The organism is Streptomyces sp. HNM0574, assembly GCF_012726235.1.
Taxonomy (GTDB): Bacteria; Actinomycetota; Actinomycetes; order Streptomycetales; family Streptomycetaceae; genus Streptomyces.
In genome coordinates this window covers 219,866-233,829 of record NZ_JAASAH010000007.1, presented here as the reverse complement: position 1 = coordinate 233,829, position 13,964 = coordinate 219,866, and the positions used below count along the sequence as shown (strand labels likewise).

Annotated in this window: 16 protein-coding genes and 1 tRNA gene; 8 read left to right on the top strand and 9 right to left on the bottom strand. The window is 74.7% G+C overall.

Annotated elements, in window-relative coordinates; all coding sequences use genetic code 11:
- Positions 1–70: 70 nt before the first annotated feature.
- Positions 71–829, bottom strand: a complete 759-nt coding sequence (locus HCC30_RS15330; protein WP_169443071.1) for a sigma-70 family RNA polymerase sigma factor — start codon at positions 827–829, stop codon at positions 71–73.
- Positions 830–882: 53 nt separating this feature from the next.
- Here HCC30_RS15330 and HCC30_RS15325 point away from each other — a divergent pair, with 53 nt between their 5' ends.
- On the top strand, positions 883–1,083 hold the full coding sequence (locus HCC30_RS15325) for a zf-HC2 domain-containing protein (protein WP_169443070.1): 201 nt from the start codon (positions 883–885) through the stop codon (positions 1,081–1,083).
- A gap of 161 nt (positions 1,084–1,244) precedes the next feature.
- Here HCC30_RS15325 and HCC30_RS15320 read toward each other — a convergent pair whose 3' ends face one another.
- Together HCC30_RS15320 and HCC30_RS15315 are read right to left on the bottom strand one after the other, a co-directional pair.
- The gene (locus HCC30_RS15320) at positions 1,245–1,904 is read right to left on the bottom strand and encodes a PE-PGRS family protein (RefSeq protein WP_169443069.1); all 660 of its coding nucleotides are present in this window, start codon (positions 1,902–1,904) and stop codon (positions 1,245–1,247) included.
- Between the two features lie 81 nt (positions 1,905–1,985).
- The gene (locus HCC30_RS15315; protein WP_169443136.1) at positions 1,986–2,468 is read right to left on the bottom strand and encodes a GNAT family N-acetyltransferase; all 483 of its coding nucleotides are present in this window, start codon (positions 2,466–2,468) and stop codon (positions 1,986–1,988) included.
- A gap of 540 nt (positions 2,469–3,008) precedes the next feature.
- Between HCC30_RS15315 and HCC30_RS15310 the strand changes: the two genes are divergently transcribed.
- The 3 genes from HCC30_RS15310 to HCC30_RS15300 all read left to right on the top strand — a co-directional run bounded on the left by HCC30_RS15310 (position 3,009) and on the right by HCC30_RS15300 (position 5,388).
- Positions 3,009–4,535 (top strand): MFS transporter, encoded by a 1,527-nt coding sequence (locus tag HCC30_RS15310; RefSeq protein ID WP_169443068.1) that lies wholly within the window; start codon positions 3,009–3,011, stop codon positions 4,533–4,535.
- A gap of 212 nt (positions 4,536–4,747) precedes the next feature.
- The gene (locus HCC30_RS15305) at positions 4,748–5,053 is read left to right on the top strand and encodes a hypothetical protein (RefSeq protein ID WP_169443067.1); all 306 of its coding nucleotides are present in this window, start codon (positions 4,748–4,750) and stop codon (positions 5,051–5,053) included.
- An 86-nt stretch (positions 5,054–5,139) separates the two neighbouring features.
- Positions 5,140–5,388, top strand: a complete 249-nt coding sequence (locus HCC30_RS15300) for an SCO4226 family nickel-binding protein (RefSeq protein WP_169443066.1) — start codon at positions 5,140–5,142, stop codon at positions 5,386–5,388.
- Between the two features lie 15 nt (positions 5,389–5,403).
- Here HCC30_RS15300 and HCC30_RS15295 read toward each other — a convergent pair whose 3' ends face one another.
- The 5 genes from HCC30_RS15295 to HCC30_RS15275 all read right to left on the bottom strand — a co-directional run bounded on the left by HCC30_RS15295 (position 5,404) and on the right by HCC30_RS15275 (position 10,512).
- Positions 5,404–5,907: a hypothetical protein gene (locus HCC30_RS15295; protein ID WP_206323881.1), complete on the bottom strand. Its 504-nt coding sequence runs from the start codon at positions 5,905–5,907 to the stop codon at positions 5,404–5,406.
- A gap of 134 nt (positions 5,908–6,041) precedes the next feature.
- Positions 6,042–7,289, bottom strand: coding sequence for an MAB_1171c family putative transporter (locus HCC30_RS15290; protein WP_169443065.1), 1,248 nt, complete (start codon positions 7,287–7,289; stop codon positions 6,042–6,044).
- A complete protein-coding gene (locus tag HCC30_RS15285) occupies positions 7,286–7,936 on the bottom strand; it encodes a toxin (RefSeq protein ID WP_169443134.1) in 651 nt (216 codons plus the stop codon). Before HCC30_RS15285 ends, HCC30_RS15290 begins: the two co-directional genes overlap by 4 nt.
- Positions 7,937–8,040: 104 nt before the next feature.
- Positions 8,041–8,481, bottom strand: coding sequence for a hypothetical protein (locus HCC30_RS15280; RefSeq protein WP_169443064.1), 441 nt, complete (start codon positions 8,479–8,481; stop codon positions 8,041–8,043).
- A 720-nt stretch (positions 8,482–9,201) separates the two neighbouring features.
- On the bottom strand, positions 9,202–10,512 hold the full coding sequence (locus HCC30_RS15275; RefSeq protein WP_169443063.1) for a phosphoribosyltransferase: 1,311 nt from the start codon (positions 10,510–10,512) through the stop codon (positions 9,202–9,204).
- Between the two features lie 185 nt (positions 10,513–10,697).
- On the opposite strand from HCC30_RS15275, the gene HCC30_RS15270 reads away from it, so the two are divergent.
- Together HCC30_RS15270 and HCC30_RS15265 are read left to right on the top strand one after the other, a co-directional pair.
- A complete protein-coding gene (locus tag HCC30_RS15270) occupies positions 10,698–11,444 on the top strand; it encodes a PP2C family serine/threonine-protein phosphatase (protein ID WP_169443062.1) in 747 nt (248 codons plus the stop codon).
- Between the two features lie 10 nt (positions 11,445–11,454).
- Positions 11,455–12,579 carry a CapA family protein gene (locus tag HCC30_RS15265; protein WP_346776640.1) on the top strand — a complete coding sequence of 375 codons (1,125 nt, stop codon included), beginning with the start codon at positions 11,455–11,457 and terminating at the stop codon, positions 12,577–12,579.
- Between the two features lie 87 nt (positions 12,580–12,666).
- Here the strand turns inward: HCC30_RS15265 and HCC30_RS15260 are convergent.
- Positions 12,667–12,737, bottom strand: a tRNA-Gly gene (locus HCC30_RS15260).
- A gap of 297 nt (positions 12,738–13,034) precedes the next feature.
- On the opposite strand from HCC30_RS15260, the gene HCC30_RS28660 reads away from it, so the two are divergent.
- Complete coding sequence (locus HCC30_RS28660) at positions 13,035–13,223, top strand: hypothetical protein (protein WP_169443061.1); 189 nt, start codon at positions 13,035–13,037, stop codon at positions 13,221–13,223.
- A gap of 158 nt (positions 13,224–13,381) precedes the next feature.
- Positions 13,382–13,957, top strand: a complete 576-nt coding sequence (gene dcd, locus HCC30_RS15250) for a dCTP deaminase (RefSeq protein WP_169443060.1) — start codon at positions 13,382–13,384, stop codon at positions 13,955–13,957.
- The last annotated feature ends 7 nt before the right edge of the window (positions 13,958–13,964 follow it).

The window sequence follows — 13,964 nt, the reverse complement described above, 5'->3', positions numbered from 1 at the left end:
TGCCCGAGAGCGCGGGGCACACGGGCGCAGTCGGATGCGCCCGTGTGCCCCGCGTGATTCCGCGCGGTGCTCAGGCCGCGGAACCGGACAGCGCCGTCGGCCGACTACCTGGGGTTGGCCGCCCGCCCGCGTCCCGCCCGTCCCGGCCCGCGGGCCGCTCCCGCGCGGGCCCGGCGGCCGGTCCCGACGCCGGGCCGCCGTCCTCGCGTTCCGCCGCGTCGAGCAGGGCGATCAGGTCCTCGCGGGCGCGCGCGACGCGTGAACGGACCGTCCCCAGGGGGCAGTTGATGACGTCGGCGGCCTCCGCGTACGGCAGTCCGAGCTGCTGGGTGAGGACGAACGCCTCGCGGCGGCGCGGCTCCAGCCGCCCCAGCAGCTCGCCGAGGGCCACGCCCTCCTCGAAGCCGGGCAGCCCCCGGGGCTGGGCCTTCTCCACCGCCGCCTGCCAGTCCTCGGACCCGGCCTCGCGGGGGCGGCGGGCCCCGGCGCGCAGCCGGTCGGCGACGGCGCGGCGGGCGATGGCCAGCAGCCAGGTACGGGCCGAGGAACGGCCCTCGAAGCCGCGCAGCCCGCGCAGCGCCCGCAGGTAGGTGTCCTGGACGAGGTCGTCCACAGCCTGTGGGTCGCCGCTCAGGTGCGTGACGTACCGGCGTACGTCGAGCTGCGTCGCCCGGAAGAACCGCTGCGCGGCCTCCGCGTCCCCGTCCCGCGCGGCCAGCGCCCAGGCTGTCGACTCGGCGTCGGCGGCGGCCCGGTCCGGGCGTGGGCGGGACGGGCCGGACTGCCCGGCCCCGGCCGGGAGTTCACCGGCTGTGCGGTCACCGGTCATACCGGGCCCCCTCCCCGCGTCCCGGTTCCGGGGCGGTCGGGGAGGATGGGGGGATGCTCTGCTCCCGCGCCCGGACCGCGATCTCGGCGGAACTCGACGGTGAGGCGCTCCCGCCCGGCGTCTCCGCCGGCAGGCTGCGCACCCACCTCGCGGAGTGCGCCTCCTGCCGCGCCTGGCAGGCCCGCGCCGCGGCCCTCGACCGCGAGCTGACGGGCGGGAACGCGCCGGCGGAACCGGCCGAACGGGCGGGCTGAACCGGGGAGTCGGGCTCACCGGTGAGGTCCCGGTGAGGGGGCACGGACAGCGCCGGTGCCGGCCGCGTCCGCGCAGGGGTGGTCGTCATGGGGGGATTCCTTCGTGAACCGGCGCCGTGCGGGCGCCGGGTGCTGATGAGTACGGGCCGTGCCGCCCGGGGTCAGGCGGCGGGCGCGTACGGGGGACCCCGCAGCCAGATGACGTGCGTGAGGAAGAGCGCGCGCGGCCCGCGCCGGTGCGCGTCCCCGTCGGTGGGAACGCGCGGCGCGGGCGCGGGGAGTACGGGCCGTACTACGCGGCTGAGCGGCGCGAACAGCCGGGCCGAGGCGGCGCGTACGAGGCGGAAGGCGGCCCGTTCGCCGCACCACAGCCACCAGGCGCACAGCAGCGCGACGAGCAGGTGCGCGGCGAGCATCCCGGACCCGCCGTGCTGCGCCGGGTGGGCGCCGTCCGCGCCGTGGCCGCCGTGCGCCGCGTGCGTCATGGCCCGGGCCATGGAGTGCGGCATGGAGTGCGGCAGCGGATGCGCCATCACCGCGCCGGTGTGGGACGAGGCGCCCGCCTGGCCGAGGGAGAACGCGAGATGCAGGCCCGCCTGGGTGGCCAGGGTGAGGGTGCCGACGAGTACGGGGCCGCGCTCCCGTCCGGCGAGCGGCCAGGCCGCGGCGGCGGTCGCGGCGCAGGCGGGCAGCAGCACGTGCACGGGGACGGGGGCCCCGGACATCAGCGCGTGCCCGAGGGCGGCGAGCAGCACGCAGGCGGTGGCGAACACCCCGGTCCGCACCGCTCGGAGAACCCAGCCCGCACCCATCGGGCTCATCGTCGCACCCGCACCACCGCCCGCGGCACCCCGCATCCGGGGCGCCAACCGGGGGACGGCGAGGGCGGGTTCCGCGGGCGGCTACCCCGTCGGCGGGATCTCGAAGTGGACGGTGGAGACGCCGGGGCCGTGCTCGCCGGTGGTGCGCGCGTCGCACACCTGCCGGGCCATGCGCTGCCAGAACGGCTCGGCGCCCTCGATGTCCACGTTGGTGTGCAGGTAGACGGACCGGTACCCGGCCCGCTCCGCGAACCCGCGCGCCGAGCGCACCATCGCCCCCGCCAGCCCCTGCCGCCGGTGCTCGGGCCGCACGTAGACCCGGACGAGCTGCGCCGTGCTGCCGGACGGGTACCGCTCGGCGATCCAGCGCGGATGCGGCGGGTGGGCCGGTCCGCGCGAGTGCAGCGCGGTGGTGGCGACCACGGCGCCGTCCGCGCTCTCGTCCCGGGCGACGAGCAGCAGGTGGCGGGGGTCGGCGAGGTAGGTGCCGACGGGGTCGACGACGTCCTCGTGCCAGCCGGGCACGTAGCCGTAGCCGAACTCGCGGTAGAGCGTGTCGAGCATGACGCCCCGGGCCCCGGCCACGTCCTCCTCCCGTGCCGGGCCGATGACGTAGCGGCCGTGGACGTACGGCTCGACGGTGGGCGGGCCTGCGGTGACGGGGGTGGAGGGGTGCACGGCGGTCCTGTTCCTGACGCGGTGAACTGCGGGCGGTGGCGGGCCCGTCGGGGCCCGGGCGGGGCGGCGAGGGGCCGGTTTCCGCGCGTCCGGCGAGGTCAGCGGGGCGCGGGGACGGGGGTGCCCGGGTGTCCCGGGGTGGCGTCGAGCCTAGGCCAGTTGGGAATCGTTTTCAATTAGAGCCGGGTGGATGCCCCGGAATTGCCTATCTCACACCGGCCGTTCCGGAGGGCTCCGCGATTGGCCCCGGGCCGGGGATATGTCCTACGTTGCCTGTTCCCGGCCACGCGTTGGGCCGGATCTCGCGCGCGTGCGCACCGGCCTGCCCGGTCTCGTGCCCTTCCGCACCGCACCTCTCACGCGCTCCGGGTTCACCCCGCCACCCCCCCCCCGCTTTCCAGCCTGCGAGAGATCGTCATGCCCTCCATGCCGCCTGCCCACGCCCCGCCCCGGCCCCGGAACCCGGAGCCCGCCGCGTACGCCCCCGCGCCCCAAATCCCCTCCCGCGCCCGGATGGTGGGGCTGACGCTCGCGCTGGGGCTGTGTGCGACGGCCGCCTCGACGATGCAGTCGCTGGCCGTGCCGATCCTGCCGCTGGTGCAGGAGGAGCTGGGCACCTCCGCCGTCGACACCGGCTGGCTCACCACCGCGACGCTGCTGGCCGCCGCGATCAGCACCCCGCTCTTCAGCCGCCTCGGCGACCAGCACGGACGGCGGCCCGTCCTCCTCGCCGTCACGCTGCTGACCCTCGCCGGGTCGCTGCTCGCCTCCGTCAGCGACACGCTGCCCCTGCTGATCACCGGCCGTGCCCTCCAGGGCACCGCGACCGCCCTGTTCCCGCTCGCGCTCTCCGTCCTGCGCGACCAACTGCCGCCCGCCAGGCTCCCGGTCGCCTCCGGCTTCGTCTCCGGGATGCTGATGCTCGGCTACGGGAACGCGCTCGCCGTCGGCGGCCTGCTCACCCAGGGCCCCGACCCGGACTACCACCGCGTCTTCTGGCTCGCCGCCGCCCTCGCCACGGGCGCGCTCCTCGCCGTCCTGCTCGCCGTCCCGCGCTCGGCGGCCGGGACCGGCGGACGCACCGACGGGCTCGGCGCGCTCACCCTCGGCGCCGCGCTGGTGCTGCTCCTGCTGCCCGTCACCCAGGGCGGCAACTGGGGCTGGACCTCGGCGCCCACCCTCGGCTGCCTGCTGGCCGCCGCCGCGACGGCCGCGCTGTGGGTGCGGATCGAGCGGCGGGTGCCCGAACCGATGGTGGACATGCGGATGTTCGTGCTCCGGCCGGTGCTGTTCACCAACATCGCGGCGGTGCTGCTCGGGATCACGATGTTCACGCTGTTCGTCGGCTTCTCGGCGCTGGTGCGGGTCCCGCGCGAGGCCGTCGAGTCCGCCGGCGCCGACGGCTTCGGCTTCGGCGCCTCGATCGCCGGCGCCGGCGTCGGCTACCTGCTGCCCTGCACGCTCGCCGCGCTCGCCGCCGCCCAGCTCGGCGGCCTCCTCGTCCGCCGCGTCGGCCCGAGCGCGACGCTCGCCACCGGCGGCTTCTGCGGCGTCGCCGGGTACGGCTGGCTGGCCCTGGCGGGGACGTCGAGCACGGTTCCGGCGCAGGTCGTGGTGGCGGGGATGTGCGTCGGGGTGGCCATCGGCTTCGCCTTCGCCTCGCTGCCCGCCTTCATCAACAACGGGGTGCGGCCCGAGCAGAGCGGCATCGCCAACGGCATGAACTCCATATCCCGCTCCGTCGGTTCGTCCGTCGGCAGCGCGGCCGTCACCTCCCTGCTCGCCTCCCGCACGCTGACCGGGCTGCCGGAGGGCACCGGGGACGTTCCGGCGGAGGGGCAGTTCACGGCCGTCTTCGCGCTCGGCGCCCTGGCCTGCCTCGGCAGCGCCGTCGTCGCGCTCACCGGTCTGGGCCCCGGGCGCGTGCGGGCGCGGGATGAGGCAGTCTCGTAGACCAGGGCCTTGACGTGCCCCGGAAAGTCTCTTTTTGTGCAGGTATGACTTTCCGGTGGCCCGGGCAGAACCCCGGAAAGGAGTGAGAGGCGAGGCGCACGGGGCCCGCGTGGCCCGTGGAACGCGGCTCGCGGCCGCTGACGGAGACCCTCGCGGCCACTGCCGAGACCGCCGGGCCCCGACGGAGAGAGCTGGGAGAGGGCTGATGCGACATGGCCTGGGCATCGTGGACAACAGTGGGAGTGACCTCGGGCCCGGGAGGCGTCCGCACCGATGAGACGGGCGTCGTCTCGGGAGACCTGACGGTGCACTCGACGTGGGCGGAGAACCAGATGGTGGTGACGGTGCAGTACAGCGGCGCCTCCGACTGGTTCACCCTCACCGGCAGCCCCGTGAACTGCGACACCGAGCGCGAGAGCCGGGATCTGCACCAGGCCGTCGTCGAGTCCGTACGCGACGGCGGCCCGGCCACCCTGGAGACCGCCTGGAACCGCATGCGCGAGTCCCGCCCGGCCTGACCGGGGCGGGACGGCCCGCCCGTCTGGCACCCCGCCGGACGGGCGCGCACGCTGGGAGGACCAGAGCGGGCCGAGAGGTGAGGACGATGGCGACGTACATGGACGTCCACCACGGCATGAAGGGCATCACCCGGGATCAGCTCAAGGAGGCGCACGAGGCGGACCTGGCGCTTGAGGCCGACGAGAACGTGCACTTCAAGCAGGCCTGGGCCGACCCCGACTCGGGCACCGTCTACTGCCTGTCCGAGGCCCCGTCCAAGGACGCGGTGCAGCGGGTGCACGAGCGGGCCGGGCACAAGGCGGATGAGGTCCACCCCGTCCCGTACACGATCTGAGCGGGTACCCCGGCCTCAGACCGCCAGGAAGCCCAGGGCGGTGGCCGCGCCGAGGGCCGCGCCCGCGGCGGTCTGCGCGACGGTGTGATAGCGCAGCGCGACCCGGGACCAGCAGACCGTCACGGTCATCGCGTAGGCGCACAGCCACCACGGCGAGTGCACGGCGGCGAGCAGGGCGACGACGGCGGAGGCGACGGCCGAGTCGACGGAGATCTTCCACACCGTGTTGACGGCCAGCAGGCCGATCGTCATCACCCACAGCGCCAGCATCGCGACGAGGATGCCGACGGGCGCGTTCCCGAGCACCATCACCAGCGAACCGGCGCCGATGGAGCCGAGGATGACGAAGAAGATCGGCGCGCGCTTGGTCCGGTCGACGACGTGCCGGTCGCCCCACGTACCGCGCTTGCGCTCCCACTCGATGTAGCCGGCCGGTATCAGCCCCGCGCACAGGGCGCCCAGCAGCCCCCACAGCAGCCCCGTCCACTCGCCCGCCGCGGCCAGCCCGATCCCGAGCATGCCGACCAGCAGCACGTTCCGGGGCTGGAGCACATCGGTGACGGTACGGGCCACCGGCCGCGTCACGGCCGGATCGTCGGCGGCCGGCGGGGCCGAAGTCCCGGGGGAATCAGGGGTGTCGGGGGTCGTGGTGCTCACGCGGTGTGCTCCATGGACTCCAGCAGGTGCCGGGCCCGGTCGTCGGGAATGGACTTGTACGCGGACGCGACCCGCACCAGCCAGGCGACCTCGCCGTCCTGGTCGGCCGCGTGCTTCGTCTCGACGGCCGCCGCCTCGCCGACGGGCGCCCCGCCGGCCTTCGCGGCGAGCGCCGCCTTGATCCAGTACGCGTCGGCGAGCGGGCCCGCCTTCGCGGGGGACGCGGTGTCCGCGGCCGCCGCCGTCCTGGCGGCGGCCAGCAGGCCGTCGGGGACGTAGTGCCGCAGCTTCTCGACCGCGTCCGCCATGTCGGCGGCCCAGCGGTCGACGCGCAGGTCGGCCGGGGTGCCGAAGCGGGTCAGCTCGCGGCCGAGCGAGGTGGGCGGGTCGAAGGGCTGGTCGGGGAAGGCCGTCATCAGCTCCCGCCACAGCGGGTGCAGCCGGACCTGCGCCCGCCACAGCCGCACCCGCCGCCAGCCCTTGCTGAACGCCGGGATCGAGGCGCCGAGGGCGAAGAAGGCGAACAGCACGACCTGCGCGCCCTCCGTCACCTTGTCGAAGGTCTCGGCGAAGGCGTGGCTGGGCTGGTCGAGCACGCTGATCCAGAGGAACAGCGTCCGGCTCAGCGTGTAGCCGACGCCGATGAACATCGCGAACGTCATCATCCCGAGCCCGACCCGCAGATGACGCGCCTTCGCGTCCAGCGTCGCCAGCGCCCACTGGTACGCGCACACCGCCGAGGCGGCGCCCAAGTACACGTAGAAGACGCTCATGTAGAGCGTCGCGCCCCACTGGCCCGCGTGGTCGGAGACGAAGCGGTCGGAGGGGACGGAGCGGTCGACGACGGTGAAGAAGAGCACCGTCAGCAGGATCAGCGTGGCCACCGACGCCTTGGTCGCCAGCCGCTGGGTGAGCCGCGCGAACCGCACGTGCCGGGGCACGGCGCCGCCCTCGGGGTAGTGCCCGTAGATCGCCACGATGTAGCTGAGAATCGCCAGGATCGCGATGGCCGCCGTGTAGTGCTTGATGAGGACGGCGAGGTCGACCACGGGACTGTTGTTCAGCCCGATCCGGACGACGTGCGTCTTGGTCCACAGCGCGAGCGCGAACCCGGCGTAGCAGCCCCACAGCGCGCGGCGCCGCTTGTCCTCCTCGTCGCCCCAGAGCGCGGCGGGCATCCGCCACAGGGCGACGGCGGTCATCAGGCCGGCTATGAGGTAGCCGGCGAGGTCGAGCGCGGTCACGGGGAGTCCTTCGGGTCCGTCGGGTCCTTCGGGCGGCGGCGGAACAGGCCGCGGCGCTGCGGCGCCCGCTGGTGCGCCACCGGGCGGGCGAGCGAGTTGGCGAGCCGGCCGACCATGTCGTCGCTGGTCACGTCCCTGGCCATGCGGGGGATGAGGGACGCGCCGAGCTCCGCCACCCGCTCGTCGTGGGTGTCGTACTGCGCGCGGGCCTGGACTCTCGCCCCGGCGGGGAACGCGTCGAGCAGCGCCGCGTCCTCGTCCTTCTCCTCGGGCGGGGGCTCCTCGGTGCCCAGCACCCGGCTGATCAGGGAGGTGTCGAAGACCGGGAGCAGGCGCCGGAGTTGGGAGGCGTCGAGGGTGTGCCCGTGGTCGAACCACTCGTGGCACAGCTCGTGCAGGATGACGTGCTGCGTCTGGTAGTCGGTCGGGCGGCGGCGGTAGAGGACGAGGCTGGTGTCGCCGGAGGTGAGCCGCAGGCCGCAGGCCGTGTGCAGGCGGGCCAGCCGGTCCGGGAGCTCCCGCAGCAGGATCGTCCGGCCGCGCGCCGCCTCCATGTTGGCCACCAGGGCCGGGATGCCGAACGGCGCGGGAAGGGGAAGGTCGGCGAGTCCCGCCTCGCACTCTTTCCGCAGCTCACGCATCGACATGGGGCCCTTAAGAATCGTAGTCACGCGTGTGTGACACGCAGACGGCGATGGTAGCCAACGCCCCCGGACGCGTGTTCGCTCGCGGTACGCCCCTCGCGATGCCGCTAGGTGTCCGCCTCGCCCTCGCCGGGCTCGTCGCCCTTGCGGTCCTCCAGCAGGGAGAGCGCGAACTGCAGGAGTTCCGGGGGCAGTCCGTCCTCGTCGAGGCCCCGGCCCGCGACGCCGCTGATCTCGCCGGTGCGCCGTTTCGCGAGGAACTGGAGGCCGGAGACGACGTCGTCGACGACCTCCGACTCCTCCTTGAAGAACCGCCAGTCGACGCCGAAGCCGAGACCGAGCGCCTTGAGGATCTCCTCGGACGGCTCGGTGACCTTGCCCGCGAGGATGTTGGAGAAGTAGCTGTGGGAGAGCGAGCCGCCGCGCTCGCGGACGATCTCGGAGAAGGCCCGTCCCGAGATCCGCTCACCGGGGAAGGTCTTGTCGAGCATGTACTCGACCTTCTGCCGGAGCGTTCTCAGCTCCGGGGTCTGCTGTCCGTCGTCCATCGGGCCCCCACGTCCACGTCCGCCGCTTCTGCGCTCATCCGACCTCATCCGGCGACGCACGGTGTTCGATTCCGGTCAACGGGCTCGTACTGTAACGGACCCCGACGAGCCGCCCTCGATCAGCCATCCGGTTCAAGTCCGGGGTTGCGTATACACTCTACGTCACTGTTAACTCGAAAAAACACGGACAGGGGGCCACGAGGGGAGTCCCTTGCCCGTGTCCCGCTTCCCCGCGCACGCGGCCTTCCGCCGCCTGCCGCGGGGGAGTTGGGCGAGCGTGTGCATCGTCGTCGGACGGCCGGCCCGAGGGGGACCGGCGGCGCCGGGGTGGGGCGCACGGGTGCGGTCGCGGGAGCGCGGGGGGCTTCCGGGGCCTGCCGGTGCGCGGCCTCGCGGGGGTGGGGTGGGCTCGCGCCGGGGGCGGCACGGGCGCCGCACGGGGTTTCACCCGGTGCGGCGCCACGTGCGGCAACGTAAAGCAGCCCTTCGCGACGGGGGATGCACGAAGGGCTGCACGACCATTATGACACTCCACGGCCCCCGTCCGTCAGCGGATCAACGTAAACAGTTCGTGGAACTCGTAACAGCCGCTCCCCGGCGGGCGGTTGGACATCGGGGCGCAGGGGGTGCGCCGGGGCTCTTCCAGGGGTTTTTCCGGCTCCGTGACCGCCCGGTGAGGGCCGGGTGATGCCGTGGTGAGGTTCTCGTCACAGCGGCGGGTCAGCGGAGGTGGCGGAGGAACCAGTCGCGGGCCAGGGACGCGACCTCGTCCAGCGCGCCCGGCTCCTCGAAGAGGTGCGTGGCACCCGGGACGATCTCCAGCCGGTTCTCGCAGCGCAGTTGGTCGCGGGCCGCCCGGTTGAGGTCGACCACCGTGCCGTCCCGGCCGCCCACGATGAGCAGCGTCGGCGCCGCCACCCGCGGCAGGCACGCCCCCGCCAGATCCGGCCTGCCGCCCCGGGACACGACGGCCCCGACGCCGAGGTCAGCGCCGGCGCCGGCGCCGGCGGCGCTCGCCGCGGCGTGCAGGGCCGCGGCCGCGCCGGTGCTCGCACCGAAGTACCCGACGGGGACGGGCGCGCGCCGCCGGAGCCAGCGGGTGGCGTCGGTCAGGCGGCGGGACAGCGTCCCGATGTCGAAGACGTTCGCGCGGCTCGCCTCCTCCTCGGGCGTGAGCAGGTCGAAGAGCAGCGTGCCCAGGCCGGCCCGGTTCAGCGCCGCCGCCACCGACCGGTTGCGCGGGCTGTGCCTGCTGCTGCCCGAGCCGTGCGCGAACATCACCACCGCGCGGGCCTCCCCGGGCGGCGTCAGATCCCCCGCCAGCCCGAGCCCGTCCGCCGCCACCTCGACGGCCTCGGCGCCGTCGCCGGGCGCGGGGCCCGGGCCGCCCGCCCCCTCGGTGCCGGCCCGGCCGAGCAGGGTGACGACCTCGTCGTCCGTGGTCTGCGAGAAGTCGGCGTACCACTCGCCGACGGCGCGGAAGCCGGCCGGAGCCGTCAGGCAGACCACCTCGTCGGCCTCGGCGCGGAGCCGGTCGACCGCGTGCGGGGACGCGGCGGGCGCCGCCAGCACCACCCGGGCCGCGCCCTGCGCCCGCGCGATGCCGCAGGCGGCCAGCGCGGTGGAGCCGGTCGCGATCCCGTCGTCCACCACGATCGCCACACGCCCCTCGACCCGGACGCCGGGGCGTCCCTCGCGGAAGCGGTGCGCCTGCCGCTCCAGCTCGGCCTGCTCCCGGCGCTCCACCGCCGCCTGCTCCTCGGGGCCGACCCCGCCCTGCCGCACGACGTCCTCGCTGACCACCCGCACCCCGCCCTCGCCGATGGCCCCGAAGGCCACCTCGCGGTGGTACGGCACGCCCAGCTTGCGGACCACCAGCACGTCCAGGGGCGCGCCGAGCTCCCTGGCCACCTCGAAGGCGACCGGGACGCCGCCGCGGGGCAGCCCGAGGACGACGGGCCGTTCGGCGCGCAAGTGCCGCAGCGATCCGGCGAGTTGGCGTCCGGCTTCGGCGCGGTCGGTGAACAGCACGGGGAGTCGCCACCCTTCACGGAGCGGGGCGGGGCGGGAGGCCGTGTCCTCCTCGGAACAAAACACTCCCCGGCCCGCTCCGCAACTCCGCCGCGGACGCGCCCGCCGCCGCTCCCGGCGCCACAATGGAGGTGCGGTCCCGGCCGCCGACGGGCCGGCCGACGTCGCGGAGAGGCGGTGCTCGTATGCGGTACGTCACCGTGACCGCGCTGAGCCACCCCGGCCTGGTGCGCGAGCACAACGAGGACAGCCTCGTCGCGGGCCCCTGGACCCTCTGCGGCACCGTCACCGAGACCCCGCAGACGCTGGTCTTCCCGCCCGGCTCGCCGCTCGTCGTCGCGGTCGCCGACGGCATCGGCGGGCAGCCGGGCGGCGAGGTCGCCAGCGCTCTCGTCGTACGCCAACTCGCCCTGGCCGGCACGGAGCTGGACGACGAGGAGGCGCTCCGCGAGGCCCTGAAGGACTGCAACGGCGCGGTGTACGCGGCCGCCGACCGCGACCCGGGGCTGACGGCCATGGGCACCACCGTCGCGGGCGTCGTCGTCCTCGCCGAGGAGCTCCTCGTCTTCAACGTCGGCGACAGCCGGGTGCTCGACGCCACCGGGGACGGGCCGCCGCGCCGCGCCAGCGTGGACGACAGCCCGCCGCTCGCGCCCGGGCAGCGCACCACCTCGATGGTCACCCAGGCCCTCGGCGGCGGCCTGCGGCTGACACCCGTCGTCCCGCACGTCGCGTCCCGGCCGCTCGCCGTGGGCGGCCGCTACCTGGTGTGCAGCGACGGGCTGACCGACCCGGTGCCCGAGGAGGCCGTCGGGGAGCTGCTGGCCGCCCACGAGGAGGACGGGCGCGCGGTGTTCGAGCTGTGGAAGGCCGCCGTCGAGGCGGGCGGGCCGGACAACATCACCCTCGCCCTCGTCGGCGTCGCCGAGTGAAGGACCGCGCGTGCCCGGCCCGCTCACGCTCTCCCTCTGCGGCGACGTCATGCTCGGCCGCGGCGTCGACCAGATCCTGCCCCACCCCGGCGCCCCGGAGCTGCGCGAGGAGTACGTCCACGACGCACGCGAGTACGTCGCGCTCGCCGAGGCCGCGCACGGCCCCGTCCCCCGCGCCGCCAACTCCCCCGCGCCGGACTTCACTTGGCCCTGGGGCGAGGCGCTGCGCGTGCTCGACGAGGCGGCGCCGGCGGCCCGCGTCGTCAACCTGGAGACCGCCGTCACCCGCGACGGCGCCTTCGCGCCGGGCCGCGCCGTCCACTACCGCATGCACCCGGCCAACCTCCCCTGCCTGACCGCGGCGAGGCCCGACGTCTGCGTCCTGGCCAACAACCACGTCCTCGACTTCGGGCGCCCGGGACTGGACGAGACCCTGCGCACCCTCGCCGCCGCCGGCCTCCGCACCGCGGGCGCCGGACCCGACCGCGCGACGGCACGGGCCCCGGCGGCCGTCCCCGTCGGACCAGGGCGCCGCGTCCTGGTCTTCGCGCTCGCCCTGCCCACCAGCGGCGTCCCGCGCGAGTGGGCCGCGACGGCGCACCGCTCCGGCGTCGCCTGGGCCCCGGCGGCCACCGAGGAGGCAGCCGCCGAGGTGACCGCGCCGGTACGCGAGGCCAAGCGCCCCGGTGACCTCGCGGTGCTGTCCGTGCACTGGGGCTCCAACTGGGGCTACGGCGTCACCCCGGCCCAAGTCGCCTTCGCGCACGCCCTGGTGGACGGCGGCGTCGACGTGGTGCACGGCCACTCCTCGCACCACCCGCGCCCGCCGGAGCTCTACCGGGGCAGGCTCGTCCTGTACGGCTGCGGCGACTTCGTCGACGACTACGAGGGCATCACCGGGTACGAGCGCTACCGCGACGACCTCCGCCCGCTCTGGCTCGTCACCCTCGACCCGGACTCCGGCGCCCTCACCGGTCTCCGCGTCGTCTGCCTCCGCGCCCGCCGCATGCGCCTGTGGCGCGCGCCCGAGGACGACTGCCGCTACCTCGCCACTCTCCTGACCCGCCTCGCCACCGGCTTCCCCGCCCCCTTCACCCCCACCCGCGACGCCACCCTCACCACGGCTCTTCCGTGACCCCAACCCCCGGCGCCCGCACGGCGGTTGACGGCCCCGGAAACGACCGAAGGCCCCAGGTCGGTGACCTGGGGCCTTCGCGTACGGAGCGGGCGACGGGAATCGAACCCGCGCTCTAAGCTTGGGAAGCTTATGTTCTACCATTAAACTACGCCCGCGCGGAGCCGGAACCGGCTCGTCGCGCGCCACTCTACCCCATGCCGGACCCCCGCCGCACAGCCCTGTGAAGACACCGGCGCTCCCGGCCGGGGTCCTTTTCGTCTCCCCGCGACACCCCGCCCCGTGCCGTTCCCGGGTCCGCTCCGGAGTGCGGACGGGGCCCGGGGGGTGCGGGAGTTGGGGCGTACGGTGGGGGCCCCGGTGCGGAGTGCGCGGACCGGAGCGCCGCCTCCGGCGCTGTCTGTTCCATCCCCTAACGTGGCTTTTGTCGTACACGCAGTGGGGAGAGGGCAGCGATGGAGGAGACGGTCGTACGGTGCGCCGAGGGGCACGTGTTCAGCACCCCGACGTTCCCGATGCAGAACCTCGGCAGCACGCGGATCGGACCGGGGCGGCTGTTGCGCTGCCCCCGGTGCGCGCGGCTGCGGCAGGCCGTTCCCGTGGGGAGCGGTCCCGGTGGCGTCGGTCCGCAGCGCGAGGGGTGAGCGAGCAGCGCCGCAAGCGCAGTTGAGATCCGCACGTCACAGCTCGCGTGACTGCCCGGCGTCACCGTCCGGGCACCGCGCGCGAAGATGATCTGTGGTCCGCGCGTCGGGGCCGGTCCGATTGGGCCGGCCCCGACGCGTACGCGTATTCTCGGTCCGTGCTTCTCTCAGACAAGGACATCCGGGCCGAGGTGGACGCGGGCCGGGTGCGGGTCGACCCCTTCACGCCGGCGATGGTGCAGCCCTCCAGTATCGACGTCCGGCTCGACCGCTATTTCCGGGTTTTCGAGAATCACCGTTACCCCCACATCGACCCGGCCGTCGAACAGCCCGATCTGACGCGGCTGATCGAGGCCGAGGGGGACGAGCCGTTCATCCTGCACCCCGGTGAGTTCGTCCTCGCGTCGACGTACGAGGTGATCTCCCTCCCCGACGACATCGCGTCGCGGCTGGAGGGCAAGAGCTCGCTGGGCCGTCTCGGCCTGCTGACGCACTCGACGGCCGGCTTCATCGACCCGGGCTTCTCCGGGCACGTGACGCTGGAGCTGTCGAACGTCGCGACGCTGCCGATCAAGCTGTGGCCCGGGATGAAGATCGGCCAGCTGTGCATGTTCCGGCTGACGTCCCCGTCCGAGTACCCGTACGGGTCCGCTCACTACGGCTCCCGTTACCAAGGCCAGCGCGGGCCGACGCCGTCGCGCTCCTTCCTGAATTTCCATCGCACGCAGGTCTGACCCCGGA

Coding starts and splice junctions, on each gene's coding strand:
- HCC30_RS15330 (WP_169443071.1), bottom strand. CDS start 829: ATGACCGGTGACCGCACAGCCGGTGAACTCCCGGCCGGGGCCGGGCAG.
- HCC30_RS15325 (WP_169443070.1), top strand. CDS start 883: ATGCTCTGCTCCCGCGCCCGGACCGCGATCTCGGCGGAACTCGACGGT.
- HCC30_RS15320 (WP_169443069.1), bottom strand. CDS start 1,904: ATGAGCCCGATGGGTGCGGGCTGGGTTCTCCGAGCGGTGCGGACCGGG.
- HCC30_RS15315 (WP_169443136.1), bottom strand. CDS start 2,468: ATGCTCGACACGCTCTACCGCGAGTTCGGCTACGGCTACGTGCCCGGC.
- HCC30_RS15310 (WP_169443068.1), top strand. CDS start 3,009: ATGCCGCCTGCCCACGCCCCGCCCCGGCCCCGGAACCCGGAGCCCGCC.
- HCC30_RS15305 (WP_169443067.1), top strand. CDS start 4,748: ATGGCCTGGGCATCGTGGACAACAGTGGGAGTGACCTCGGGCCCGGGA.
- HCC30_RS15300 (WP_169443066.1), top strand. CDS start 5,140: ATGGCGACGTACATGGACGTCCACCACGGCATGAAGGGCATCACCCGG.
- HCC30_RS15295 (WP_206323881.1), bottom strand. CDS start 5,907: ATGCTCGGGATCGGGCTGGCCGCGGCGGGCGAGTGGACGGGGCTGCTG.
- HCC30_RS15285 (WP_169443134.1), bottom strand. CDS start 7,936: ATGTCGATGCGTGAGCTGCGGAAAGAGTGCGAGGCGGGACTCGCCGAC.
- HCC30_RS15280 (WP_169443064.1), bottom strand. CDS start 8,481: ATGGACGACGGACAGCAGACCCCGGAGCTGAGAACGCTCCGGCAGAAG.
- HCC30_RS15270 (WP_169443062.1), top strand. CDS start 10,698: ATGCGGTACGTCACCGTGACCGCGCTGAGCCACCCCGGCCTGGTGCGC.
- HCC30_RS28660 (WP_169443061.1), top strand. CDS start 13,035: ATGGAGGAGACGGTCGTACGGTGCGCCGAGGGGCACGTGTTCAGCACC.